The organism is Anaeromusa sp., from assembly GCF_028691475.1.
GTDB lineage: Bacteria > Bacillota > Negativicutes > Anaeromusales > Anaeromusaceae > Anaeromusa.
In genome coordinates this window covers 1-25,915 of sequence record NZ_JAQUZF010000009.1, presented here as the reverse complement: position 1 = coordinate 25,915, position 25,915 = coordinate 1, and the positions used below count along the sequence as shown (strand labels likewise).

Annotated in this window: 22 protein-coding genes and 1 riboswitch; of the genes, 2 read left to right on the top strand and 20 right to left on the bottom strand. The window is 52.5% G+C overall.

Translation table 11 applies throughout. The annotated features are described in order from the left end of the window. Window positions 1-12 precede the first annotated feature (12 nt). From PHF27_RS02725 to cbiD, 6 genes are read right to left on the bottom strand one after another with little or no spacing between them, the layout of a single operon-like run. Window positions 13-1,098, bottom strand: a complete 1,086-nt coding sequence (locus tag PHF27_RS02725) for a cobalamin biosynthesis protein (protein WP_300065669.1) — start codon at window positions 1,096-1,098, stop codon at window positions 13-15. Then, entirely contained in the window at window positions 1,095-1,859 is a 765-nt protein-coding gene (gene cobM / locus PHF27_RS02720; protein WP_300065667.1) for a precorrin-4 C(11)-methyltransferase, read from the bottom strand. The genes PHF27_RS02725 and cobM overlap by 4 nt, the downstream gene beginning before the upstream one ends. Continuing rightward, the gene (gene cobI, locus PHF27_RS02715) at window positions 1,847-2,584 is read right to left on the bottom strand and encodes a precorrin-2 C(20)-methyltransferase (protein ID WP_300065665.1); all 738 of its coding nucleotides are present in this window, start codon (window positions 2,582-2,584) and stop codon (window positions 1,847-1,849) included. The genes cobM and cobI overlap by 13 nt, the downstream gene beginning before the upstream one ends. Window positions 2,585-2,586: 2 nt before the next feature. Beyond that, window positions 2,587-3,177, bottom strand: a complete 591-nt coding sequence (gene cbiT / locus PHF27_RS02710; RefSeq protein WP_300065663.1) for a precorrin-6Y C5,15-methyltransferase (decarboxylating) subunit CbiT — start codon at window positions 3,175-3,177, stop codon at window positions 2,587-2,589. After that, window positions 3,174-3,827, bottom strand: a complete 654-nt coding sequence (gene cbiE / locus PHF27_RS02705; RefSeq protein ID WP_300065661.1) for a precorrin-6y C5,15-methyltransferase (decarboxylating) subunit CbiE — start codon at window positions 3,825-3,827, stop codon at window positions 3,174-3,176. The genes cbiT and cbiE overlap by 4 nt, the downstream gene beginning before the upstream one ends. Then, complete coding sequence (gene cbiD / locus PHF27_RS02700) at window positions 3,806-4,915, bottom strand: cobalt-precorrin-5B (C(1))-methyltransferase CbiD (RefSeq protein WP_300065659.1); 1,110 nt, start codon at window positions 4,913-4,915, stop codon at window positions 3,806-3,808. The genes cbiE and cbiD overlap by 22 nt, the downstream gene beginning before the upstream one ends. 102 nt (window positions 4,916-5,017) lie before the next feature. Beyond that, a riboswitch (cobalamin riboswitch) is annotated at window positions 5,018-5,203 on the bottom strand. A 272-nt stretch (window positions 5,204-5,475) separates the two neighbouring features. Between cbiD and PHF27_RS02695 the strand changes: the two genes are divergently transcribed. Both PHF27_RS02695 and ldhH read left to right on the top strand, forming a co-directional pair. Next, the gene (locus tag PHF27_RS02695; protein ID WP_300065657.1) at window positions 5,476-6,087 is read left to right on the top strand and encodes an LUD domain-containing protein; all 612 of its coding nucleotides are present in this window, start codon (window positions 5,476-5,478) and stop codon (window positions 6,085-6,087) included. Beyond that, window positions 6,087-8,267, top strand: a complete 2,181-nt coding sequence (gene ldhH / locus PHF27_RS02690) for an L-lactate dehydrogenase (quinone) large subunit LdhH (RefSeq protein WP_300065655.1) — start codon at window positions 6,087-6,089, stop codon at window positions 8,265-8,267. The genes PHF27_RS02695 and ldhH overlap by 1 nt, the downstream gene beginning before the upstream one ends. Before the next feature lie 456 nt (window positions 8,268-8,723). Here the strand turns inward: ldhH and PHF27_RS02685 are convergent, their stop codons facing one another. The 14 genes from PHF27_RS02685 to PHF27_RS02620 all read right to left on the bottom strand — a co-directional run bounded on the left by PHF27_RS02685 (window position 8,724) and on the right by PHF27_RS02620 (window position 25,601). Next, the gene (locus PHF27_RS02685) at window positions 8,724-9,260 is read right to left on the bottom strand and encodes a 2-oxoacid:acceptor oxidoreductase family protein (protein WP_018703446.1); all 537 of its coding nucleotides are present in this window, start codon (window positions 9,258-9,260) and stop codon (window positions 8,724-8,726) included. After that, the gene (locus PHF27_RS02680) at window positions 9,260-10,078 is read right to left on the bottom strand and encodes a 2-oxoacid:ferredoxin oxidoreductase subunit beta (protein WP_300065652.1); all 819 of its coding nucleotides are present in this window, start codon (window positions 10,076-10,078) and stop codon (window positions 9,260-9,262) included. Before PHF27_RS02680 ends, PHF27_RS02685 begins: the two co-directional genes overlap by 1 nt. Next, a complete protein-coding gene (locus tag PHF27_RS02675) occupies window positions 10,078-11,217 on the bottom strand; it encodes a 2-oxoacid:acceptor oxidoreductase subunit alpha (protein WP_300065650.1) in 1,140 nt (379 codons plus the stop codon). Before PHF27_RS02675 ends, PHF27_RS02680 begins: the two co-directional genes overlap by 1 nt. Before the next feature lies 1 nt (window position 11,218). Then, window positions 11,219-11,416 (bottom strand): 4Fe-4S binding protein, encoded by a 198-nt coding sequence (locus PHF27_RS02670; protein ID WP_300065648.1) that lies wholly within the window; start codon window positions 11,414-11,416, stop codon window positions 11,219-11,221. Between the two features lie 121 nt (window positions 11,417-11,537). Next, window positions 11,538-13,139, bottom strand: coding sequence for a glycosyltransferase family 39 protein (locus PHF27_RS02665; RefSeq protein ID WP_300065646.1), 1,602 nt, complete (start codon window positions 13,137-13,139; stop codon window positions 11,538-11,540). Then, the gene (locus PHF27_RS02660; protein ID WP_300065644.1) at window positions 13,136-14,695 is read right to left on the bottom strand and encodes a glycosyltransferase family 39 protein; all 1,560 of its coding nucleotides are present in this window, start codon (window positions 14,693-14,695) and stop codon (window positions 13,136-13,138) included. The genes PHF27_RS02665 and PHF27_RS02660 overlap by 4 nt, the downstream gene beginning before the upstream one ends. 29 nt (window positions 14,696-14,724) lie before the next feature. Next, entirely contained in the window at window positions 14,725-15,642 is a 918-nt protein-coding gene (locus PHF27_RS02655; protein WP_300065642.1) for an NAD-dependent epimerase/dehydratase family protein, read from the bottom strand. Between the two features lie 41 nt (window positions 15,643-15,683). Then, complete coding sequence (locus PHF27_RS02650; protein WP_300065640.1) at window positions 15,684-16,673, bottom strand: lysylphosphatidylglycerol synthase transmembrane domain-containing protein; 990 nt, start codon at window positions 16,671-16,673, stop codon at window positions 15,684-15,686. Between the two features lie 69 nt (window positions 16,674-16,742). After that, a complete protein-coding gene (locus tag PHF27_RS02645) occupies window positions 16,743-17,819 on the bottom strand; it encodes an HD domain-containing phosphohydrolase (RefSeq protein ID WP_300065638.1) in 1,077 nt (358 codons plus the stop codon). A gap of 167 nt (window positions 17,820-17,986) precedes the next feature. After that, on the bottom strand, window positions 17,987-19,258 hold the full coding sequence (gene larC / locus PHF27_RS02640) for a nickel pincer cofactor biosynthesis protein LarC (protein WP_300065636.1): 1,272 nt from the start codon (window positions 19,256-19,258) through the stop codon (window positions 17,987-17,989). Window positions 19,259-19,293: 35 nt separating this feature from the next. Continuing rightward, entirely contained in the window at window positions 19,294-20,049 is a 756-nt protein-coding gene (gene larB, locus PHF27_RS02635; RefSeq protein WP_300065634.1) for a nickel pincer cofactor biosynthesis protein LarB, read from the bottom strand. 155 nt (window positions 20,050-20,204) lie between these two features. Then, complete coding sequence (locus tag PHF27_RS02630; protein WP_300065632.1) at window positions 20,205-21,260, bottom strand: HD-GYP domain-containing protein; 1,056 nt, start codon at window positions 21,258-21,260, stop codon at window positions 20,205-20,207. Window positions 21,261-21,408: 148 nt separating this feature from the next. Next, window positions 21,409-24,471, bottom strand: a complete 3,063-nt coding sequence (locus tag PHF27_RS02625) for an efflux RND transporter permease subunit (protein WP_300065630.1) — start codon at window positions 24,469-24,471, stop codon at window positions 21,409-21,411. Next, the gene (locus PHF27_RS02620) at window positions 24,468-25,601 is read right to left on the bottom strand and encodes an efflux RND transporter periplasmic adaptor subunit (RefSeq protein WP_300065628.1); all 1,134 of its coding nucleotides are present in this window, start codon (window positions 25,599-25,601) and stop codon (window positions 24,468-24,470) included. Before PHF27_RS02620 ends, PHF27_RS02625 begins: the two co-directional genes overlap by 4 nt. Between the last annotated feature and the right edge of the window lie 314 nt (window positions 25,602-25,915).

Here is a 25,915-nt window from a genome sequence, read left to right as displayed (position 1 = left end):
CGGGGCCAATACCTACGACGATAACCCGCCCCGCACCACCGCCACCGTTACCGGTCCTCGTTTGGTTTTGGGGATGACTAGTTCCCCCTGTTTGTACTGATTCTGTAGCCATGCGGCTGCTTCGCATACATTTCCAACTCCAATCTGTTGAGATACAAAATTTGATTGCTCTAATTGATACTCCTTGACCGCTTGGGCTAAGGACTCTTTTTCATAGCAAATAAAGGGAATCTTCCAAGCTGCAGCTAAAGCCCGCAAGCCTGGTTCCTCCGCCTTAAGCCAGGCGCTGCCCAAGGAGGCCACGCTGGCCACAGAATACCCCTTTGCCGCCAGCGCTTCTTGCGCCGCCTGCTCAATTAACTCTGGCGAGGCGCCTTTACGGCAGCCCATGCCTACCAAAAGGCTGGGCGGGCGTAAATAAAGCACATGCGCCGTATGCGCCGTTAAGTCCGGCTGCCAGCAATCGCTGAGAATCACCAAACATTCGCCGCCGTCTTGCCAGGCGCTCAAAGGCTGGAAATCCACGCCCAACTCTGCCGCCCGCTCCCGCCATGTTGCGGCCTGAGGCAGCGTCTCATCCAATAAAAACGATACAGGCTTTCCCGCCGCTAAAGCGGCATTGATATATTTCATTTCCCCAAACGGTTCCAGCTTCAGTCCCAGCTTGACCGCCAGCACATCCGCCGCGACTGCGCCGGCCACATCGGTAGCCGTTGTAATGACCGGCACAGCCTCAAGAGCCTCCGCTACCTGCTGCGTCAACTCATTAGCGCCGCCAATATGCCCGGAAAGAACGCTGATCGCAAAATGGCTTCCGTCATCTACGGCCACCACAGCCGGATCGCGCCGCTTGTCGGCAAGCAGCGGCCCTACCATGCGCACCACAATGCCCAAAGCCATAAAGAACACCAAACCGTCGCAGTCGGCAAAACGAAGTTTCACCGTCTCCGCCAAAGAATCTAAGGGAAGGCAAAGCTCCCGCTCCTCCGGCTCAGCATGTTTAGCGTAAACTTCCACCTGCGCCGCAGGCAGCGCTTGCGCCAGTTTTACCGCCAACCGCGCCCCCTTGGCAGTTACGGCCAAAAAGGCCAGTTTCATTTTTTCGCCTCGCGGAACATATGTCCAAATTCCGGCGCATACAGCCGGGACAATTCATACTCCTTATCCAGGCAATGCCCTACGACGATCATGGCGGTACGATCCACGCCTTCTTCCGCCGCTTTGGCGGCAATGTCATTCAGCCGGCCCCGCAGGATGCGCTGATCCGGCCAAGAAGCCCGCTGTACCACAGCAATCGGCGTTTCCGGCGCATAACCGCCGGCAATGAGTTCATCCACCACATCTTGTATCATATGGACACTGAGGAAAATGCACATAGTCGCCTGGTGACTGGCCAAACTAGCCAGCTTTTCTTTCTGCGGGACAGGGGTGCGTCCTTCCATGCGCGTAACAATGACAGTCTGGGACACATCCGGCAGCGTATATTCCTGTTTTAGCGCCGCCGCGGTTGCCAAAAAGGAGCTGACCCCAGGTACCACTTCATAAGATACGCCTACGCCGTCCAAAGCGTCCATTTGCTCTTGAATGGCTCCGTAAATGCTGGGATCTCCCGTATGCAGACGCACTACTTCTCGCCCGGCTTGCGCCGCAGGCACCATGACATCCAACACTTCCTGCAGCGTCATGGAAGCGCTGTTGAAAATTTCCGCGCCTTCCTTAGCATAGCCAAGAAGCGCCGGATTAACCAAAGAACCGGCATAAACAATGACGTCCGCCGCTTCCAAAAGGCGTTTTCCCTTCACCGTAATTAACTCCGGATCTCCCGGTCCGGCTCCGACAAATTGAATCACACTGGCCATGTTTGAAAACCCTCCTGTTTTACCAATATCAAAGATAAATAATCCAGCTTCTGTCCTCGCAAGGAAGCTAAATCATGACAAATTCTCTGTTCCGGATACCCAAGGCGGCTAATCAAAACTGCCTTGTCCAAAAGCTGCAATTCTTCCAAAACAGTTACGATGGCGTCATATTTTCCGGCTACCTTCATCAAAACTGCATTAGGAAAACGCCCCAATACCTCGCGAATTTCCTCTGGATCCTCAATAGCAGGCACAATGGCCAGCTTTTCCGCGCCTTCCGCCAGCGCTTCTTGCAAATAGGCCGCCGCTGCTGAAAAAGAAGTAACTCCAGGCACGCATTCAATGGGAGCGTCCGGCAGCAGACGCCTTACGCGGGCCATCAAATACGTATAGGTGCTGTACAGCATGGAATCGCCGATGGTAATAAAGGCCACCGACAAGCCCTGGCGCAAAAAGCCGGCAATCTCTGCGGCTCCTTTTTGCCACTGTTCTTCCAACAGGGCGGCATCGCGAACCATGGGCATGGAAATCTCAACTAGACGGGCTTTAGCGCTTAAATGCGGCCCCGCCACCTGTTTAGCTACGCTGTCCGCACCTTCTTTGGATTTGGGCAAACAAATAATATCCGCTTCCCGCAGCAGCCGCGCCGCCTTCAATGTTAACAGCTCCGGATCGCCTGGACCGACGCCGATGCCGTAGAAAGTTCCTACTAAGGATGATTGCAAGTTTACTCCTCCTTCTTCTGGCAAGCGATGATAAACACTTGGTTCAAGGCTTGAAACAAATGGCTGCGCCCTGCCTTACGCAATCTCGTTGCTTGTACGCCAAAAGCTTCCAATGCGCCGTAGCCTGGACGCCCTTCACACAAAGACAAGGCTTCCTGCAGGGTTTCCGCCGTAACCGCCGTCAGCACCAGCCTGCCGCCAGGCTTCAGCAGTCGATCGCAGCCATTTAAAATCTCTGCCAAGTGTCCGCCGGAGCCGCCGATAAAGACTACGTCGCAAGGAGGCACCTCTTGCAGCGCTCCCGGCGCTTCCCCTTGAAGCACTTGCAAATTACGCAGTCCCTGGCGCTGTCGGTTGGCTTTAATGAGAGCCACTCCTTCGGGCACACGTTCAATAGCAAAAACCTGTCCCTTCGGCGCCGCCAGCGCCGCCTCCACCGCAAAGGAGCCGGTACCCGCGCCGATATCTACCACACAGCTGTCTTCTTCAATGTGCGCCTGCAGGAGCGCCAGCATTCGCACTTCCTTCTTGGTCATAGGAATATCGCCGCGCACAAAGGCTTCATCGGGCAAGCCGTAATGATGTCGTTTCATGCAAACTCCTCCTCGCCGCCCGTGGCCGCCTTAACAATAAAAATGGCGTGTGCAAAGCCTTCTTGCTGCGCTGCTTTCGCCAGCGTCGACCGCTCCACGCGTTCTGCCGAATACGACAAGGACTCGCATTGCCAGCATAATGTCGTCTCCGGCCAGCCCAACTGTAAAAGCCGCTCGGCAATTTCCTTGGGCCGATGCAAACGATCCGTAAGAAAAGAAAGCATCCGACCTGAACGATACAGCAACACTTCATCCGCGATTTCCCTGCCGTGAAAGCTAAGCAGGCTCGCATCCTGCCAGGGTTCCGCCACTCTGGCGAAAGCCAGCTGCACTGAACTGATGCCCGGAATGACCTGCAAGCGCTCTCTGGGAAAACGACGCCTTAACGCCGGCAGCAGGCTGTAAAAGCCAGGGTCTCCGGATACCATGACCACTACTTGTCCCTGCCGGCTTTCTTCTTCAATATAATTCAAAAGCCCCTCAATATCCGCATCAACCACCCGCCGCTTCGCTTCCGGCGGCGCCAGCGTTTCCAAGGCCCGCCTGCCGCCGACAAGTGTCTTGGCCGTAGCAATAGCCTCCCAGGCGGCTGGCAGCATGTACTCGCGGCTGCCCGGACCAATGCCCACTACAAGGATCTGATGTTCCATCCCATCGCGTCTCCTATCTTCTTTGCGTCTTGATCCATGCCCAAAAGCTCTCCTTGCAGCGTCACAATCACCGTACCCACTTCCAGATCGCCGAACACATGACGCCGCGCCCGTTCGCTGGCTTTAGCCGCCAGCAGCGGATACAGCTTTTCTCCCAACCCGGCAGCAGCAATATGAGGCATAGCTCCCTCAGTTGTCGCAGCCTCTAAAATATTCTTCACCGTCTCCTGAGAAGCTCCCAGCAATGCCGCATAGGCCGCCAGCGTCTCCATACGGGCATCCGCCATACGGTTATGGGTATGAAAAATACCGGCAGCTACTTTGGCCAATTTCCCCAGGTGACCGAAAAGCAACACTTTCTTCAGCCCGAATTCCGCCGCTTTTGTCAGCATGAATCCTACAAAATTACTCATTTGCACTACGCTCTCTTCAGGCAGCCCATATTTTAAGATCGCCGCATCCTGCCCAATCCTTCCCGGTACCAGCACTACGCTCTCAAATCCCTGCGCTTGAGCCACGCGTAGCTGCGGCGCCAGGGAGTTTTTAAAAGCCTCTTCCGACATCGGCTCGACAATGCCGGTAGTGCCAATAATGGAAAGACCGCCGCAAATTCCCAGCGAAGGATTCAAGGTTCGTTTGGCCAGCTCTTCGCCGCCGGGAATGGACAGCGTTACTGCCGCCCGCATCCCCTCCGGCAGCAGTTCCTCCAATACCAGCGCCAACATGCGCCGCGGTCCAGGGTTAATGGCCGGTTCTCCCGGCGCTATGGCCAGCCCCGGCTTGGTTACAGTACCTATGCCTGGTCCAGCAATTAGCGTCCAGCCCGCTCCCGGCTGCAAGACTACCTCCGCCACAAGAAGCGCGCCATGGGTAATGTCAGGATCGTCTCCCGCATCCTTGCGCACAACGGCGCGTCCGCCCTGCTCCCTGGCCGACGCTTCTTCCACCGGAACCTGCAGCCAGCTTCCTTGCGGCGTCTGCACAGCCACCTGCGCCGTCATTTCTCCTCGCCATGCCAAAAGCGCCGCCTTCAAGGCCGCAGCAGCGCATGTGCCTGTAGTCCTGCCGCTTCGCATGCGTTTTCGCAATAAGAAAACCCCCTTACGCAGGGGGTTTTGCAGCATCCTAATTGATTTTCCCAAAACCAAAAATAATGAGCTCACCCACCTGCCTATCTTCCGTAGGTCATAACGGCGTGTGTTAGAACAGGCAGGTCTCCTGACTCCGGTTCTTCGATTCTCTTCGCCTTCCCGGTTGCCCAGTGGCAGCGTATACACGCTCAGAAAAGAAACTCCCCGTTACAGTGGCGGGACCGCGTTGGCATTGCACCAAACTTCCCTATTAAGCATAAGCGCACCTATTCCCAAATCCGTATGTTCTTTTACTGTTCAAAAATACATTTATATTTAATTCCCTGTCCTGCAAAAAACTCCTGCCTCTTTCTTTATAATACACAGGATTTTTTTGCTCTCTTACAGCAAGCAGCCACCCAAACTACCTTTATAAAGAGCTCTTATTCCTAACACGTCAGACTTTTTTTTTTATCTTGTAAGATTTTTCTTACATGACCAGCAGGATTTTTCGTATTTATTGCGAAACATGTCATAGTGGTTTATTTATTTTATTTATTTTATGAGGGAGTGACACAATGAAACGAGTATGCGAGAACTGGAAAGAGCATTTTCCAGCAGGCAAAGTGGGCCAAGAACATTTTGCCGAATTTGAAACCCGCGCTAAAAATGTAGGTACCGAAATGTTTCATGTCAAAACAGCCGCCGAGGCGCAGGAAATTATCGCCAAATTGGCTGCCGACGTAAATGCAAAAAAAGTCGTCGCCATCCACAGCGCCTATGTAGACGCTTCCGGCGCCCTAGAAAAATTGCAGCAGCAGAATGTTACTGTATATACAGAAGCTGCCGACATTGCCGAACATGTGGAAACCGCTGATCTTGGCATTTCCACGGTAGAATTCGCCATTGCCGAAAGTGGTAGCGTCTGTTACGACGGCTATGCTTACGAAAGCCGTGTCGTCACCATGCTCCCTCCTTTGCATGTAGTATTTTTACCTGCCAGTCATGTAGTGCCTGGTATTTCTGAAGCTTTTGAAATTCTTTCTAAAGTATTTCATCACGGCTTCACCGGTTTCATCACCGGCCCCAGCCGTACGTCTGATATTGAACGCGTCTTGACCATCGGCGTTCACGGCCCCAGCCGCTTTGTCGTCATCGCAGTAGATGAAATGCCCGGAGGTGCAAACTAATGGAATCAACACAAGATCGTAACCTGCGCAAAGAGATTGAAGAAAAGCTCAATGACGAAGTGCTGCGCGGCGCCTTGGGCCGTTTTGCCGAAGCCTATCCTACAGCTCGCGCCAAAGCATATGAAAACGTAGAGGATTTAGACTCTCTGCGTGAAAGCTTCCGTCAAATGAAAATCAACACCGTTGCCAATCTGGAAGCCATTACCGATAAGTTTGAAGCCGAAGCCACGAAGCGCGGCGTAAAAGTCTACCGGGCCAAAGACGGCGACGACCTAAAAAAATATCTGATTGACCTGTGTCAGAAAAAAGGCATCAAACGCATTGCCAAGTCCAAATCCATGGCTACCGAAGAAATTCATTTGAACCATGCCCTGGAAGAGGCTGGCCTCCATGTAAAGGAAACCGACCTTGGCGAATGGATCATCGGCATTGCCGGACATCGCCCTTCCCACATGGTTATGCCTGCGATTCACTTGAGCCGCCAGCAATGCGCTGAGTATTTCAGCCAAGAGCTGCACAAAGAAATCCCTGTAGATATCCCTTACATGGTACAGGAAGCCCGTCTGAACCTGCGCCAGGAATTTGTCCAGGCAGACATGGGTATTTCCGGCGCTAACTTCGGCATTGCCGAAAACGGCGCAATCGGCCTCGTAACTAACGAAGGCAACGCCCGCATTGTTACGACTCTGCCTAAAATCCATGTGGTTGTTATCGGCTACGAAAAGCTGATTCCCACTATTCAAGATGCGTCCTACATCATGCGCATGCTCCCCCGTAACGCCACCGGTCAGCTGATGACCAGCTATATGACCTTGGTAGACGGCGTGACCCCTCTGATGGTCAAAGGTCCTGACGGCAAATGGGTGGAAGAAGAACGCGAAGTACACTACATTCTGCTGGATAACGGCCGCCTGAAAGCTGCCAAAGATCCGGTACTCAAAGAAAGCTTCAACTGTCTGCGCTGCGCCTCCTGCCTCAATGTCTGCCCGGTTTACACCGTCGTAGGCGGCCACGTGTTCGGCCACATTTACGCCGGCGGCATCGGCGCCATTTTGACAGCCTTCCTCCATGGCATGAAAGATTTCGAGCACATTAATGAAATGTGTATCGGCTGCCGTAAATGCGTGGAAGTCTGCCCCGGCAAAATCAACATTCCTGGCCTGATTGACGAACTGCGGGCGCGGGCGGTCAAAGAACACGGCCTCCCCTTTGCCGCCAAGGTCGTCTTTGAAAACGTCCTTTCCAACCGCAAGGTGTTCCACACGATGCTGCGTATGGCCTCCATCGGCCAAAAGCCGTTCCAAAGCGGCCGCGTCATCCGCCATTTGCCGCTCTTCCTTTCGGGTATGGCCAAGGATCGCAGCCTGCCGGCTATCGCTGATGCACCGTTCCGCGACCGCGTAGCGAAAATTACCAAAAAAATCGACAAGCCGGTCAAGAAAATAGCCTTCTTTGCTGGCTGCAACATCGACTTTGTCTTCCCCGAAACTGGCGAAGCCATTGTCAAAGTACTTCAAGATCTGAATATGGAAGTCGTCTTCCCCATGGACCAAAGCTGCTGCGGCAAACCGGTCCTCGGCATGGGAGACCGCGACACAGGCAAAAACATTGCCAAGCGCAATATTGAAGCCTTTGAAAAAGTGGATGCCGATGTCTTGATCTTCGGCTGCCCCACTTGCGCCGAAACCTGGCATGAAACCTATCTCAGCATTTTCGCCGACGATCCGGCTTGGCTGGCTCGGGCGGAAAAACTTGCCCACAAGGTTCAGGAATTCGCTCAGTTCGTTGCTCCCCTTTACGCCGCCCAAGGCCGCCTCAACAAGAAAAACGGCGCTACCAAGGTTACTTACCACGATTCTTGCCACATGCGCCGTGGTCTGGGCATCTACAAAGAGCAGCGCCAGCTTCTGGACGCCGCTAAGGATTATGAATTTGTCGAAATGAAAGACTGCGACAAGTGCTGCGGCATGGCCGGCGCTTTCGGTGTCAAGTACACGGAAATTTCCATGCCTATCCTCAAAAACAAAGTGGATAACATCAAGAACAGCGGCGCTGAAATTGTCGCTGTCGGCTGCCCCGCCTGCATGATGCAGATTCAAGGCGGCCTCGACAAGCAGGCTCCGAACATTCGCGTCAAGCACGTAGCGGAGATCCTTGCCGACGAAATCGACCGCAAGTAAACTCTCTAAAAAATCCAGGAAGCCCACCTAGGGCTCCCTGGATTTTTTCTTATGAAAAGAAGAACGCAGAGAAAAGCTAGAGGATTAAATTGAGGGAATAACCGAGGTTGCGGCGGCTGTGACTGTATTTGAGACTTTTATTGGAGCAAGACGGTCCGCAGGACGCAAAAATAGGAGACGACGGAGTAAAGTTCCGTATGTCTGAGCGCAGCGAGTTCACGGAACTGCCGTCGTTTCCCGCTTTGGCGAGGCGCGCGAAAAGCTTGTCTCAAATACAGTTATACCGCCGTTTAGGAAGAAATTCCTAGGCTTGAAATCTCCTTTCGCGTCTTTCGTGCGTTTCGCGGTTCGTTCACAATGTCCCCGTTATTGCGCAACCGCCAAAGTGCGAAATTTAAAAGGAGCTGCTAGAAACTGGCCTCAGCCTGTTCCTAGCAGCTCCTTCTTTAGTTCAGCTTATTGATGATGCGCTTTACCCAAGGCCAAGCCCAGAGAAAGAGCCTTCTGGTTCTTCTCTTCGGTACCTTTGGGAATGCGGTCCAAGACGGCTTCGGTCAAGGCGGCTTCGGTAACCATGTTAGTCGCGCCTACCAGCGCCCCTAAGGCGATGATGTTGGCGAACATGGCGTGACCCAGCTCTTCTTTGGCTGTCTTGGTAATGGGCAGCGAAAGAATCTTGGCGTCTACTTTTGGCACGTCTTGCACAAAGGTGCTATCCAGCATAAGCATGCCGCCGTCTTTGAGGACGGAGATGTATTTGTCGCAAGCAGCCTGGCTCATGGAGAGCATCAGGTCCGCCTTGGTGACTTTAGGATAGTCGATCGGGGCGTCAGCAATGATGACTTCCGCCTTGCTGGAGCCGCCGCGGGCTTCCGGTCCGTAGGACTGGGTCTGCACGGCTTCTTTGCCGTCGATGATGGCGGCTTCCGCCAGAATGATGCCGGCGAGGATGAGGCCTTGGCCGCCGGTGCCGCTTAAGCTAATCTGCCACATTATGCACGGCCTCCTTTCAGGCGTTCCACAACTTTGGCGTATTCGTCGGTAAATTCCGGCGCTACTTCCTGATGCAGTTCGCCGATGAGGAATTTATCGGCCAGTTGTTCCGCCGAAAGTTTGGCCGCCGCTTGGACGGTAACGGCGTGATCGCGCTGCCATTCGAGCATTTTCGAAGGCTGCGCCATTTTGTTTTTACGTCCGAAGCTAGTGGGACAGCCGGAAATGGCGTCAATCACGGAGAAGCCTTTATTGGCAATGCCTTTGGCAATAAGGTCGGTGAGCATCTTCGCATGGAACGAGGTACCCCTGGCCACATAAGTGGCGCCAGCGGCGACGGACAGTTTGGCGATATCAAAGGAGCGCTCAATGTGTCCGAAGGGCGCCGTGGTGGAGCGGCTGTTCTGGGGCGTGAGCGGCGAAGATTGGCCGCCGGTCATGCCGTAAATGTTGTTGTCGAAAATAATGGTGGTGAGATCAATATTGCGCCGCGCGGCGTGAATGAAGTGGTTGCCGCCGATGGCGGTAGCATCGCCGTCGCCGGTAATGACGATGACGTTGAGCTCAGGGTTAGCCATTTTGATACCGGTGGCAAAAGGCAGCGCCCGACCATGAGCGGTATGGACGGTGTTAAAGTCCATGTAGCCGGAGGCCCGAGAGGAGCAGCCGATGCCGGAAACGATGACGGTTTTATCCTGGTCCAGCCCCTGAGCGTCAATGGCCCGCAGGATGGCTGCCAGAAGAATGCCGTGGCCGCAGCCGGGGCACCAGATGTGCGGCAGCGCGGTTTGGCGCAGGTATTTTTGAATGTCTGCCATTAGTTCGCACCTCCAGTTGCCTCTACAAGAGCGGCTAAAATTTCGTCCGGTGTCAGGATGGTGCCGTCGAAACGGTTGACGCCGCGGACTTTATCCCGACCAACGTAGCGTTCGACTTCACCGATGAGCTGACCGTAGTTCATTTCCGGTACGATTACGGTCTTGGCCTTGGCGGCGGCTTTTTGCACGACGTCGCCCGGGAAGGGCCAGATGGTGATGAGTTTTAAGAGGCCGGCCTTGATGCCTTTGGCGCGAGCGGCTTTCACAGCGGCAATGGCCGAGCGGGCAGTGCCGCCGTAAGCGATGACGACGTGTTCGGCGTCCGCCATTTCGTATTCCGTATAAAGGGTGATTTCTTCTTTCGCCTGTTCCAGCTTGGTGTGCATGCGATCGATGACTTCGGTAGTCATAGCGGCGGTGCTGTTAGGCAGGCCGTTGTAGCCATGCATCAGGCCGGTTACATGGTAGCGGTAGCCGCTGCCAAAGGGAGCCATAGGCGGTACGCCGTCGGCTTCCGGTTTATACGCCAGGTAGTCCGCAGGAGCGCCGGTAGGCACTTTGCGGTCAATGATTTCGCAGCTGCCTTCTTCGGGCAATTCGACGCGTTCGCGCATATGGCCGATGACTTCGTCGAGCAGGAAGATAACCGGGGTGCGGAATTTCTCGGCAAAGTTGACGGCTTTAATCATCACTTCATAAGATTCTTTGACCGACGCCGGAGAAAGTACGAGAATGCCATGGTCCCCATGGGTGCCCCAGCGGGACTGCATGACATCGCCTTGAGCCGGCGAGGTGGGAAGCCCGGTACTAGGACCGGAGCGCTGCACGTTAACGATCACCACTGGCAGTTCCGCCATGGCGGCGTAGCCGATAAGTTCTTGCTTTAAGGAAAAACCGGGGCCGCTGGTAGCGGTGATGGCTTTGACGCCGGTCAAGGATGCGCCGCAAACAGCGCCCATGCTGGCGATTTCGTCTTCCATCTGCAGAAATTTACCGCCTCGTTTGGGCAGTTCTTCGGCGAGAATTTCCATTACTTCCGTACTGGGCGTAATGGGATATCCCGCAAAAAAAGTGACGCCGGCGGCGAGAGCGCCTTCAGCGCAGGCCTGGTTGCCTTGAATCAGTCTTGCTTTGGCCATCTTATTTTCCCGCCTCCTCTTTCACCACAAATATCGCATAATCCGGGCAGCGCAGTTCGCACTGGCCGCAGCTAATACAAGCCTCCGGCTGCTTTGCATACACTTTGCCCACTTCGTCCAGTTCCAGCACTTGCTTGGGACAGAACGCCACGCAGATACCACAGCCTTTGCAGTATCGTTTGTTGATCTGTAACGCCATGAATTTTCCCTCCAAACAGTCTCTTTGGATGCAGCCTGCCCCATTAGGTTTCTTACTTTACAATTTTGTACAGCAAAAATCCTCACAGGCACATCTTCTTTATTATAACAAAAAATCAACATTACCGGGGAGCTTTTTCTGGGTTCTTCATGTATACAGCTCCAGCTGGAGCTGATTTAAGCAGTTGAAACTCCTTGAATCGTCCATCTTTTGCCATTTCTTCCTGATGTTTCTGTTTTACAAGAAGGTAAATAGCTTCCTTTTCACCTATACGCAGAAACTCTTCCGTCTTCAAGCGGGGCATAGTATATTTTCCCTGCCATGGCTCCTGCCCTGCTTCCCCCTCTTCCAAACGATAGGCGATGCGGCCGCTGTAAAAAACAGCCGAAGTCGGATAATCCCCGTAAGCCCCTACAAGAGCTGGCGCCTGTGGAATAGCATCCGCCAACGCAACAAAAGAACGCCTCTCGGAAATTAGCGCCGCCCCCTGGGACAAGAAACCGCAAGCCCCTGCAAAAATGCCGGCTACCACCCAGGCTACAAGCCATTGCCGACGCCTTTTCCACTGTAACAGCGCCAGTACTAAGAGCAACACCGCCACTGGCGGCCAAACAACCTCTGTTGGCGCGGCCGCAGGAATGTTGCGCAGCGTTTCTCCCAAAAGCAGCCACAAAAGAGCGGCCGGCGCCGTCAGCCACCATAAGGAACAGCGCCCTTGCAGCATTTGCTCCAATTGCCCGGCCGCCAGCATAGCTCCTGGAAATAATGCGGGAAAAACATAGGTCGGATACTTTGTCGCCATCAGGGTGTAAAACAGCAACGTTCCGCCCAGCCAAACCCATAAGTACCGAGACAATCCTCCTTGTAGTACCGCAGCTCTCCTCTTCAGCAAAGAAGCAAGCAGCAAGCCGCTCCAAGGAAGCAAGCTCACAGGATATAAAACCAAATAGTAATAAAACACATTGTCATCAGGATGCTCGGACACCGTTGCCCGCGTCACGTTGTGCAAGCCCAGAAAAGTAGTAACAAACTGTTCTCCATGCTGCATCAGCATCCAGACATACCAAGGACCGACAAGCAGCAAAAAAGCAACCAGGCCCCAGCCCCAGCGAAAACGCTTCAAGAGGCGCCAATCCCGGCACGCCAGCACATAGGCAAGAAGCAATAAGCCGGGCAGCACTAAGCCGACAGGACCTTTAGTCAAAACTGCCAGCGCCGACGCGGCATACGCCGTCAGCCAATAGTGGCTTTGATCACGGCTTAGACCCAAATACGCCTGGCCCATGGTAACGGCGGAAAAGAAAAAAAGAACAGCATCTGTCAAGACCAATCGCGCCAAAACCCAATATTCCAGTGAAGTTGCCAGCACCAAGGCTGTCAAAAGCGCCCGTTTCTTATTCGCGCCAGTCTCTAAAGAAAGCCAGCAGGCATAACCGACCCCCAGCGCCGCAAAAACAGCGCCAGGCAGCCGGGCCGCCCATTCATTCAACCCAAAAGCAGCAAAAGAAGAAGCCAGAAGCCAATACGTCATAACCGGCTTATCAAACCAATATGCGCCATAAATACGCGGCGAAAGCCAATCCCCGCTTTCCAGCATCTCTCTTGCGGTCAGCGCATAATTGGCCTCTACCGGGTCGGTTACAGGCAGCACCTGGTTGTATAGCAAAAAGAAGACCAGCGCCAACACTGCCGTAAGGACAGCCAGCCAGTTCCGGTTCATCATAACGCTCCCTCTTTCAAAAGCAGCAGCACCTCATAACGAGTCGATAATACAGTCAATTTTTTTTGCTCCGCTTCCGATAACAACCGATAGTCGGAAAGGCGCAGCACAAAATAAGCTCGCTCCTGGCGAGACACCATTTGCTGCAAAACCGCCCGCGTATCCACCTTGTTGTGGAACAAAGTAGTGCCGACCTCCTCGGTAGAAGCATCGGTATAATACACAAAACCTGGACGCAAAAATTTAATAACATAAACAGAAGACGCACCATCATAGTTCGCCTTAAAATCTTCGGCGATTTCCTTGGCGGTAAACTGCGGCGCCGCCAAAGGCAGCAGCACCAACACCAAAGTCAGCAAAAAGGCGCTGGCGCCAGCAGCCAAGGTCACCCAAGCTCTTTGGTATCCGCCTCGCCAAATCTGCCAAGAAGCTCCAGCCCCGGTAACAAGTAAAATTCCGGCTGCAAGGAACGCTCCCCAAGCCAATGCCGGCATCAACGTCTGACCATAGATCAGTCCTGCCCCCAACAAGCCATGCAAAGCGCCGCAAGCAATCGCCCAGGCCCGCTGCTTCACTGGCCGCACCCACAGACGGCTTAAGCGCCACCCCACCAGCATGGCTAAAGGCGGGAACATGGGCAAAATATAGGATACCAATTTCGTTTTGGCAATTGTAAAAAAGATGAAGATAAAAGCCGCCCAAAGGAGCAAAAACCTTAACGTCCGGCGCTCATACTGCGCCTCTTTCCACGCAAGCCATACCGTCTGCGGCAGCAGGGTAACCCAAGGAAAAAAGCCCAGAATCAAAACAGGCACAAAATACGTCCACACGTTAGACACATCATGTTCCGCAGAAGTAAAGCGCGTCACATTATGCATGCCCAAAAAAGTATCAACAAACACTTGTCCATGAACTGCATACATGGCTATATACCAAGGCAAAGCGACTGCCGCATATACCAGCAAACCTTTAGGCAGCTGCAACTTGATAAAGCCTCGCCAATCGCCTCGGCTTAGTAGCTCCAACAGCAAAATTGCACCAGGAAACAACAGACCCACTGGCCCCTTGGTTAAGGTAGCCAGCGCCGCCAGCACATAGGCCAGCATGATTCGTTTTTCCCAATAAGCCAATAAGCATGCCGTCAGAAAAAACGTCAGCGTACTATCGGTTACAGCGCCTTTAGCCAAATAAAAGAATTCCAAGCTCGTCGCCAGCACCACCGCGGAAGCTGCCGCGCTAGCGCTTCCGAAGCGATTCTTCATAAAGGCGTACACAAGCCAAACCGTCCCCAGCGCCATAGCCGCCGCAGGCAAGCGCGCCGCCCATTCCGTAGGTCCCAATAGCATCGTGACTCCCGCCACCAACCAATAGTACATAGGCGGCTTATCAAACCAGACTTCGCCAAAAATGCGGGGGGAAAGCCAATCTCCCGCCGCCAGCATTTCCTTCGCTGTTTGCGCGTATACCGGTTCATCTGGATCCATCAAAGGCAGCGAGCCTAGCTGGAAAAAGAATAAAATCAAACACAGCAACGTAACTATTATCCAACGCTGTTGCAACTATTTCATCCTCCTACTGCAATCTTTCTTCAGCCAACGGCTCCATAGGTTCGTCTCAAACCTTCTTCCAGCGGCATCTGCGGCCGCCAGCCAGAATACTGTTGCAAACGACTGGAATCCAGTGCTGAATGCAATATATCCCCGGCTCTAGGTTGATCCAGTACCACTTGGGGCTTTGCGCCGGAAATACGACTCATCGTTTCAATCAATTCCAACAGGGACGTTTGTTTTCCAGTACTGACATTATACGTGCCGGAAGGTACTTGCGAGGCCAAAGAAGCAGCCACTGCAGCCGCCACATCTCCGGCGTAAACAAAATCTCTCGTCTGCTTGCCATCGCCGAATAGCTGCAACGAACATCCTTGGCGCAGTAAACGGGTAAAAATGCTGACAACGCCGCCTTCGCCGCCGTCTCCCTGGCGTTCGCCATAAACGTTGGCAAAACGCAGCGCCGCATATTCCAGGCCGTGCAGTTGATGGTACAATTCCAAATAGCGTTCCACCGTATGCTTGCTAAGTCCATAAAAAGACATGGGCGCCGTCTGTTCTGTTTCGCGAAGAGGCAGATTTTGATTATCTCCGTACACTGCCGCCGAAGAGGCAAATACTACTTTACGCACACCATGAACACGGCACTGCTCCAATAATTCCACCGTTGCCACCACATTCAATTCACAATCATACACAGGCTTTGCCAAGGAAACAGGCACCATGGTCTGCGCGGCAAAATGAACTACCGCCTCAAAATCATTAGACGCAAACACTTGCGCCAGCGCACCTGGATCGCGCACATCCTGCTCTATAAAATCAGCTTCCATCGGCACATACGCACGATTGCCGCTGGATAAATCATCCAGCACGGTAACCTTCCAACCGGCCGCCAGCAGTTGCGGCGTCAAATGCGACCCAATAAAACCGGCTCCGCCGGTCACTAATATCTGTTTCATCTTCAACCTCCCGGGTGTGTAATGCTAAGCAATCTGCCTTTTCAGGCGGATTGAATCTTTCGCATAAAATCGCGTCCAAACGTCTGAACCACCGCTATTGCGCCCAACCCAAAGGGTATATATTCAGCCGCCACGCGCCAAACCAAAGCCGCCACCCCCACCGTTCCCGGCGCAGCCAAGGACTGGAGCAGCAGTACGAAACCGCCTTCGGCAATGCCGGCCCCTCCCGGAGTCGGCGCCACATAAAGCAAAATATTAAGCAAAACCATACGGCCCATAATCGTTAAAAAATCGCCGCTTCCGCCCAGCCCCCAAAGCAAAGCAGGAACCAAAGCGTACAGCAAAAACAAGCTGGCTGCCGACTGCAGCAGCACCAGCAGCATCTGCCCTGGAGCCGCGCCCAGCAGCTGCACAGCGTTGCGCACATCCTTGTACAAATTCACCAGACGCCTGCGTCTAGCGCGGCGCAACCGCCGGACCAACAGCAACACCAGCATATCTGGCAGGGACGTGCGAAAGAAAACAGGCATCGCCAGCATGCTTAGCAGTAAAGCAAGCGAACCAGCCAGCAGCACTCCTTGCGAAAGTCCTGGCAGCACATCGCCGTCAAACAAAAAAACAAGGGGTGCAAATAAAAACAATACCAAAATTGACAGCAAGGTCCGCACTAAAACCAAAATAGTAGCCTTACCGGTAGGCACGCCGGCGCGTCGCAAAAACAATACCTGGGCAAAAGCCCCGCCTGCAGCGCCTGGCGTCAGCATAGCCAAGAAATAATTCCCAAAAACGACTTGATAGGCTTCACGCATGGTCACGGTTCTGCCTCCGGCAATAGCCGTCAGCCGCACCAACCGAGCTGCATCAAAATAAAGTCCACCGACAGAAAGAGCCGCTACCAACAAAAGCGAAGCTGGACGGAACTGCCCCAAAGACTGCAGCGTGTTGGCATCTACAGTCCAATAGAGCACAAACGCAGATATGGCTGCTACTAAAAACAGTAGCAGCCCAACGCGCCGATACATAGTTCGCATAATCTAACTCTCCAATGATTAATGTTATCTAATCTTACCATCATCGGCAAATGCTGACAAGATCACTTCCTAGGCTTGTACGAAATTCAAAATCCGCAAGCCGCGCTCCTTTTCCAGATCAATAAACAAACCGTCCATGGTTCTCACCATAGGCCTTGTAGCCATAAACCGTCCTGGATGAACCACTTCCGCCACCCTGCCATCACTCAGCTCCACCACATTGCCGGTAAAATAGTCTCTAACATTATTCAAGAATACTAAGCAAGTTGCCGGATCCAAGGTTCCAAACATCTCCTCCAGCATCATTTCCGCCACCGCAAACGGCGACATACGGCTTGTTTCATCCTGTCCAGCCGTACGCCGATCGTAAAGATTGGCCACCGAAACAATACGCGCCACCGGGTGAATTTGCGGGCCGTACAAACCCAAGGGATAGCCGGACCCATCCATTTTCTCGTGATGTTGAAAAACAGCAAATTTTACATTTTCAGGAATTCCCGGACATTTTTTTAACAGTTGGTAGCCATAAAAAGTATGACGCCGATATAACGCCGCCTGCGCCGGATCGCTTGGCTCCGCCATGTCCTGATATTCTTCCGGCAGTTGCACCTTGCCGATATCATGCAACAAGCCAGCCAGCACCAGTTCCTGCAGCTCCTTGTGCCCTAAGTCAAGCCAGCGCCCGATTACGCCGCAGATCATGGCCACATTCATAGCATGCTGAAAAAGCGGTCCTCCTGCTTGCTGCAACATATGTAGATGATTCACGACGCCAACGGCATTAACCATCTGCAACAAATGGTTTTGTACAAACGCCTTCAATTCCGGCAACGGCACTTCCTGTGTCTGCCGAATCTGGTCAAATTGCTGCGCTACTTCTTCTGATACGGCTTCATATTCGCCAAAAAATTGCTTTTGCGCCGCCCCTTTAGGCTGAGCTGTTTTTTCGCGAGAAAGCGATTCAGATGACATCCGAATCGCCACCATCTTTATCTCCCAGAAGCGCAGGCCCGCAATTAATTTATCCGTCAGTTCCGTTCCTTCCGATAAAATAACCTGATCCGTCGGACTCAGCACCTCTTTGGCAACAACCATTCCTGGCCGTAAATCTTCCAGCACATAATACCGGCTATTTTTCGAAGCCATCTTTCTTCCCCTTCTGCAAAACACTCATCCAAAGTGCTGCGTATCATATTGTGCGCCTTATGCCTTCCTTAGCACTACACTATATACTAAAGTTCGTTGCACCTACCTTACAATCCTGCTCTCCCAAAACCTTCTCCGCCTCCGCAGACTGCAAAAGAAAGTTTTTTTCAACATTCCAGCAAGCCAAACGCCCGCCAAGCCGCCATTTGCACTTTTTTCAGGGAAATCCCCTGCTCTTGCGCCAGTTTCTTGCAATCTTCATACTCAGGCATAGCATTGTCTTCGCCCAGTTTCATACGCACCTTCCCCCAAGGAGTTTCTACTTCCCGAAAGACTCTTGCCTGAATGCGCCGTTTCAGCTGTGTCGCCCGCACGCCTAAGGTAGAAGTTTCTTGAAAGAAAACAGCTTCCAGCTCCGCTTGCTTATCCGGCAAGCAGAGCGCCGACAGCACCACGCCGCTGCGGCCTTTTTTCATAATGACCGGCGTCGTCCATACATCTAAGGCACCGCTTTTTAGCAGCATCTCCGCACTGTAGGCCGTAATTTGGGGGCTTAAATCGTCAAGATTGGCTTCCAGTAAAACAACGTCCTCCCTGCCAGTTTCCTCCGCCAACGTTCCCAGACAAAGACGCAATACATTCGGCTGCGGTAAATCCCAGCCGCCGGCGCCATAGGCTATACGCTCGCAAAGAAAGCCCTCCGGCTGCGCGCCAAAGCCAGCACTCAGTTCCGCCAGCAAGGCCGCGCCGGTAGGGGTTGTCAACTCTCGCGCTATTTCTCCTTGCGCCTGTGGAATACCGCAAAGCAATTCCGCCGTCGCCGGCGCCGGCACCGGCATGCGTCCATGGGCGCACTCTACAAAACCACTGCCTGTGTAAACCTTTGACGCGTATATCTTTTCGATCCCCAAATAATATAAGCCATATACCGTGCCGACAATGTCGACAATGGCATCCACCGCCCCTACTTCGTGAAAATGAACCTTATCCGGCGTTGTGCCATGCACCTTGGCTTCCACCTCGGCTAAACGATGAAATACCGCCAAACTGCGTTCTCGCACTGCCGGCGGCAAAGGCGCTGCTTGCAGCAATGCCGCAATTTCTGGCAGATGCCGATGTTCATGATGATGGTGATGCGGCTCCAATGCTTTATCTTCTGCCGCAGCATGACCATGCTGGCTATGTCCGCCTGCATGTCCATGGGGCTGCTCTTGCTGGTGGTGATGGTGCTCGTGATCATGGTGATGCAGGCGCACATCCAAATGAGTAGCCGCAATCCCCTTTTTTTGCACCGCCTCCACATCCAAAGAAAATCCCTCTACCTTCAACGAAGCCAGCATGCTGCGCAGCTCCGTTTCCGGCAACCCCAACGCCACTAATCCCCCGAGAAACATATTCCCGCTAATTCCGGAAAAACAATCCAAATATAAAACTTTCATGCCTATTCCTCCCGCACTGCGTATGCCTATTGTATTCATCGCATATGATTGATCATGCTGGCCAGGCGACCTGCGCCAAAACCATTATCAATATTGACAACAGCCACGCCGGCGGCGCAGCTGTTCAGCATGCACAACAAAGCCGACAAGCCGCCAAAATTGGCGCCATAGCCTACGCTTGTAGGCACAGCAACAACCGGTTTGTTCACTAAGCCCCCCACTACACTGGCTAAGGCCCCTTCCATGCCGGCCACGACTACCAACACATTGGCCTCCTGCAATATCTGCTGCTGCGCCAAAAGCCGATGAATGCCGGCTACGCCGACATCAAAAATCCGTTCGACGCGATTCCCCATAATTTCAGCCGTCAAAGCCGCTTCCTCCGCCACAGGGATATCACTGGTACCGGCGCTGAGAACTGCAATACGCCGTTTCTCATCCTTAGGCAGAGCCGCCCGTTCCAAGCAAATAAGCCGAGGTTCTTCATGATACGCCGCTTGCGGCAAAACCTCCCTAACGGCCTCATACATCTCCCAATTGGCCCGGGTACCAAGAATATTGGCGTTTTTAGCAGCCAGCCGCTCCATGATGCGCCGCACCTGCGCCACCGTCTTTCCTTCGCAAAAAACCACTTCTGGAAATCCTTGACGAACCGCGCGATGATGATCCAATTTAGCAAATCCCAAGTCCTCATACGGAAGCTGACGGCACACCGTCAACATTTCTTCCAGGGACACGTCTCCCTGACGAAACGCCTGCAATGTTTCTTCCAAATTTTGCTGCTTCTCCATGTTCCTTCTCCTATATCCCGCTAGTTGGCCTTTCACGAAAACCAGCAGCTTCCGAAAAAGGCTAATATGTATTATATTGTACACATACTGATAAAATCCTGTCTACACCTAGCAAAAAACGCAGAGCTTATGTTTTAGCTCTGCGTGATTTTCTATCAACTACCCTGCTCCGTATGTACAATACGCACCTGCGTTTCCTCCAGCAAGTCCAGCCAGCCGTCAGCTATACGCACTACAGGCAGCGCCCAGTTCGTGCTGTTGAGCATAGCCACCACGCCTCGACGACCATCACTCAAGTTCACGGTTTCCCCCAATCCGTAGGGAATAACCAGCTTCTTCAGCGCCTGCACCGCCTCTGGAGCAAAAAGTCTGCCTTCGCCGCTGCCAATAATCGCCATAGCCTCACGAATGCTCAGGCGTTTCCGGTAAATTCTGTCGGTCGTTAAAGCATCATAGACATCGGCCACAGCCACAATCGCAGACAAGCGATGCATATTTTCTCCGGTAATGGCCCAAGGATAACCGCTGCCGTCATAACGCTCATGATGCTGCAGCGCGATCAGCATCACGCGGGTATCCAACTCCTGCTCCTTGCGCAACAGCCGGTAGCCTGCTGCAGCATGCCCCTGTATTTGAAGAAATTCTTCCCGGTTGAACTTTCCCTCTTTGTTTAAAACATGGACTGGAACCGTCAACTTTCCCAAATCATGCAAAAATCCGCCCATGCCCAAAATAGCCATTTCCTGCCGCGAAAGGCCCAACGCCAGCCCCAGCGCCATAGAAATCAAGCCTACTTGCACACTATGCGCATAAAGATAATTTGTCACATAAGACAAATCATCCAAGACCAACAATAAGTGGGAGCGCCTGACCAATTCATCCGCCACGGCATACGACAGCTCTTGGAGCTGTTTCATATCGAGCTCAGAGCTCTCTGCTGCAAAAGCCCGGAACACTCTGCGCACCTTGCGCATTAGACGTATGCGCGCCGCCCCGGAGACCAACGGCTCCACCCTAGCCAGACGCTGGTTCTCCCGGCCTTGCTGCTGCACATACACTTTGGCAATGCCGTATCGCTGCAGCGCCAAACGCAAATCCGGCGTAATCAGACGACCAGCCGCTAAAAGCACCCTCCCGTTTGGATCCAACACATCCTTAGCCGCCACCATGGAAGACTGTAAGGATTCAACCGTAATTTCTTTGATTCTCACAAGCACATCTCCTACGTTCTACGATTATTCTTCGGGCGTATGGAGAAATTAAAAATGCTATAGTCTTATAACATTGTTGAGAAAAAATTCGACGCCCTTGGAGACATTCCTGCCAAGGGCGTCGAATTTTTACAAAGAATTTCCGAAATCACATTTGATGTTTCTTGGAACGCATGCTTTCCAAAAGCAAATACACCAAAGGAACCACCACTAAAGTCAGCACCGTCGAAGTAATCAAACCGCCAACAAGAACAACCCCCATGGAAGAACGCATCTCCGCACCGGCCCCAATTCCCATGGCTACAGGGAGCATACCAAAAATCATAGCCATCGTGGTCATTAGAATCGGGCGCAAACGCACCGATCCCGCCTCAACCAAGGCCTCCCGAATCTCCCAGCCTTCTCGGCGCAGCTGATTCGTGTAGTCAATGAGCAAAATGGCGTTCTTCGTTACCAGGCCCATAAGCATGATAGCGCCAATTAAGGAAATCATATTGATCGTCTTGCCTGTCATCATCAACGATAAAATGGCGCCTACCAGCGAAAACGGCAAGGACAGCATAATGGTCATGGGATGCACAAAGCTTTCAAACTCCGCCGCCAGCACCATGTAGATCAAAATAACAGCTAAGAGAATGGCTTTACTGATTTGTCCAAATGCGCTGTTCATACTGTCAGCCTGGCCAACAAATTTATAGGTATAGCCTAAAGGCAGGTTCAAATCTGGAATCAACGCCTTGACTTGGTTGAGAATCTCGCCGGCGGAAACGCCTACAGCGTTGGCGTACACAATAACTTGCCGTTGCCTTGACTCGCGGTCAATCTGCGTCGGTCCTGCGCTGACTTTTACGTCAGCAATATCCGCCAAGCGTACAAAAGAGCCGTTAGCCGTTGTACTGACACGCAAGTTGGCTACATCATCATAGCTAACGCGCCGTCCTTCCTGCAGCCGCAGACGGATATCATAATCATTACCGCCTACATTATACTGATTTTTAGTTACAACTCCCAAAAAAGCCAATTGAATAATATCGCCGGCTGTGGCGGCAGTAATTCCCACGCTTCCTGCCTTAGCAGGATCCAGTTTTACATGGATCTGCGGTTCGTACTGCTCGCTGGAAATGTCAACATCCGCCGTTCCCGGCAGTTGCCGGATCATGTCGGCCAGTTCCTGAGCCTTTTGATTCAGCACTTCCAGCTCCGGTCCGCGTAAGCCCAGCTGCACCGGGCGGCTGTCGCCGCGGCCAATCCCCTGATTGGTCACCACCGCTACTTTGAGGCCTTTAATTTTTCTGGTTTGCACCCGCAGATCGTTCATAATGTCATCCATCGTACGGTTGCGTTCTGAACCAGGTATCAAACGAACCCCTATAGTACCCTTATAAATAGGATCGCGCCTAGCCCCAGTCACAACAAACGCCGATTGCAATTCTGGCAGCTCCAGCACCACTTTCTCCAAGGGCTGCGCCAACTGAATCATTTGATCCTGAGACGTACCGGCAGGAGCGGAAAAGTTAATGGAAAACTCGCCCGAATCATAGCTTGGTTGAAACTCAACGCCTACAAAAGGCAGCAGCAAACCGTTAATAAACAAAGATAGAAAGGCGATTGCCACTAGCTTTTTAGGACGCTGCAGCGCCCAGCGCAGCACTTCCCGATAGATGTCGCGCAGCCACAAAAAAGACTGCTCCCACAGATCCAGCGCCTTTTGAATAAAAGGCAGCGATTCTCGGCCGCCATGGCCTTTCAGCCAATACGCGGAGAGCATCGGCGTCAGGGTAAATGCCACAAAGAGAGAAAAGGTAACCGCAAAGGCAACAGTCAGACCAAACTGCTTAAAAAATTGTCCGACGACTTCCCCCATGCTGCCCACAGGCACGAACACAGCTAAAATAGACAGCGTCGTCGCCAATACAGCCAGGGAGATTTCCTGCGTTCCTTCTTTGGCCGCCTGCAAGGGAGGCTTACCTTCTTCCATATGGCGGAAGATGTTCTCAATAACCACAATGGCATCGTCAATCAAAATACCTACGGCCAAACTCAACCCCATCAAAGACATATTGTTAAGGGTAAAATTCATCACTTTCATCAAAAAGAAGGTGGCAATAATGGACGTCGGAATGGCAATGGCCGAAATAAGCGTAGCCCGCACATTCTGCAAAAACAAAAAGGTAATGATAACCGCCAGAAAGCCGCCAAAAAGAAGCGAGACCATAACGTCTTCCACATTGTCCCGAATATAGGTGGAACTGTCACGTACAATGGTGACAGTAATATCCTTAGGAAGAACCCGCTCCTGCATGCTTTGCATCGCTTTTTTGGCACGTTCGGCCACATTAACCGTATTGGAGCCGGACTGCTTCTGCACCGCTACCATGACGCTAGGTTTGCCGTTAGTATGGGCAAAGCCCCGTTCCTCCGCATAGCTGTCTACGACTTCTACAACGTCACCGACACGAATGAGACGTCCGTCGCGGTTAGCCAGCACCAAATTGCGCAATTCTTCTACCGACGTGTATTTCCCCAGGGTACGCACGGTCAGTTCCAAACTTTTGGCGCTGACCTGCCCGCCCGGAGTGTCTATGTTTTGCGCATTTACTGCTTCATCTAGGTGCTGATACGTAATATTGTAGGCTTCCATTTTGGCCGGATCGATACGCAGTTGAATCTCCCGCAAGGTCGACCCAAATACATTGACATCGCCCACGCCATCCAGCCGCTGCAGCTCGTCTTTAACAATGTCTACCGCCAATTTACGAATTTCCTGGCGCGGCCGTTCATCCGAGGCCAAGCTGAAATAAATAATGGATTGCGCACTAATGTCAAAGCGCTGCACTACCGGTTCATCAATCTGATCCGGCAGCTTTTTGCGCACCCCTGCAACTTTTTCCCGCACTTCATTGGCCGCCATTTTGGGGTCAGTGCCAAATTCAAATTCCAAGGTGATTTGCGAAGAGCCTGTTTTAGAAATAGAAGATAAAGTCTTTATGCCGGATACCGAGCTAACCGCATCCTCAATTGGCTTGGTAACTAAAGTTTCCATTTCCTCCGGTGAAGCGCCGGTATAGGTTACCGTCACATTAACAATAGGAAATTCCACATCCGGGTACAAGTCCAAACCAATGCCGGAATAGGAGCTCAGGCCAAATACCACCAGCAACAACACCAGCATGGTAGTAAAAACCGGCCGCCTGATAAATGTTTCGATCATTTTGCGGCCTCCGCTTCACTATCGCCTGCGTCAATTTTCGCTCCGTCACGCAGTTTATTCTGACCGGAAACCACAATTTGTTCTCCCTCTTGCAAGCCTTCCAAAATTTCAGCCCAGCCGCCGCCAATATAACCGGTTTTCAACAAGCGCTGCTGCACCCTTCTTTCAGCATTAACCACATATACCGTTTTTTGGTCTTCCCTCATAACTAAAGCGCTTTCAGGCACAACCAAGGCATTGGGGTGCGCCGCGCCTGTCACTTCCGCCTTAGCGAACATGCCCGGCTTCAAGATCCCTGTAGGATTCGAAATCTCAATTTCCGCCATAAAGGCCCGGGAAGCCGTCGCCGCCGAGGGCGATACACGCACAATAACTCCCTCAAAGATTTGATTCCCCAAAGCCTCTATCCGCACAGACACTTTCTTCCCCACTGCAACATCGCTTACCTGCGCTTCACCGACGGTTACCTTTGCCAGCAGAGACGTTAAATCGGCCACCGTTACAATAGCTGTACCCAGTTTGGTATAGCCCCCAGACTGCAAAAAACGCTTGGTAATTACACCGCCCTTAGGAGACCGGACCTGAGTATGATCCAGTTTAGCCTTGGCTAAAGCCAAACTTCCCTCATAAGAACGTACCTGGCCGATAGCCAAGTCGCGCTTCGTCCTAGCCGTATCCAAAGAGGAAACTGACACAGCGCCTTGTTCCGACAAAGATTCCATGCGCTGCAAATCCAGCCTCGCCTGTTCTAAATCCGCTTTCTTCGACAACAGGTTTCCTTCCGCCTGAATAACCTGCGCTTCCAGCTCCGCCGTATCCATTTGCGCCAGCAAGGTTCCCGCGGCTACCAGATCGCCTTCTTCTACGAGCACGCGATCAAGACGGCCATCCACCTTCGCGGATACGTCTGCATTCCAGACAGGCTCCAAACTGCCCGAAAAAATCAGTACCGGCTGCAAATTTTGGCGTCCAACTACAGCAGTCGTAACATTGGGTATTTTCCCCTGGGCCATGCGGGCCGCGCGCTCTTTATTCGCTGAAATATTGCTGTAGATACGAAAGCCAATGATCGCGGACAATACGACTACAACTAGAACCGTGACTGTAAGTATCTTTTTCTTCCGTGTCACCCTTGCTTCAACTCCCATTTCTTATCTATGTTGTTTATACAACTATAATTACGAACATTTAAAATGATTCCACTTATAAAGAAAAATTCCTCCCACAATAGCAATAAAAAAATACTCTTGTTTGGAAAATTCTCCAACCAAGAGTATTTTTGTTTTTCATTTACCGCAAATATAACATAATGCCGCCAGTACATCCGCCTCAGTTACTTGCTTAGTCACTAAAGCCGTTCCAGCTTCCTGCAGCAACACCCAGTGCAGCGTCCCTTCAGCCACTTTTTTATCATGCATTAAAAGCGGCGCCAATTGCTCCGCAG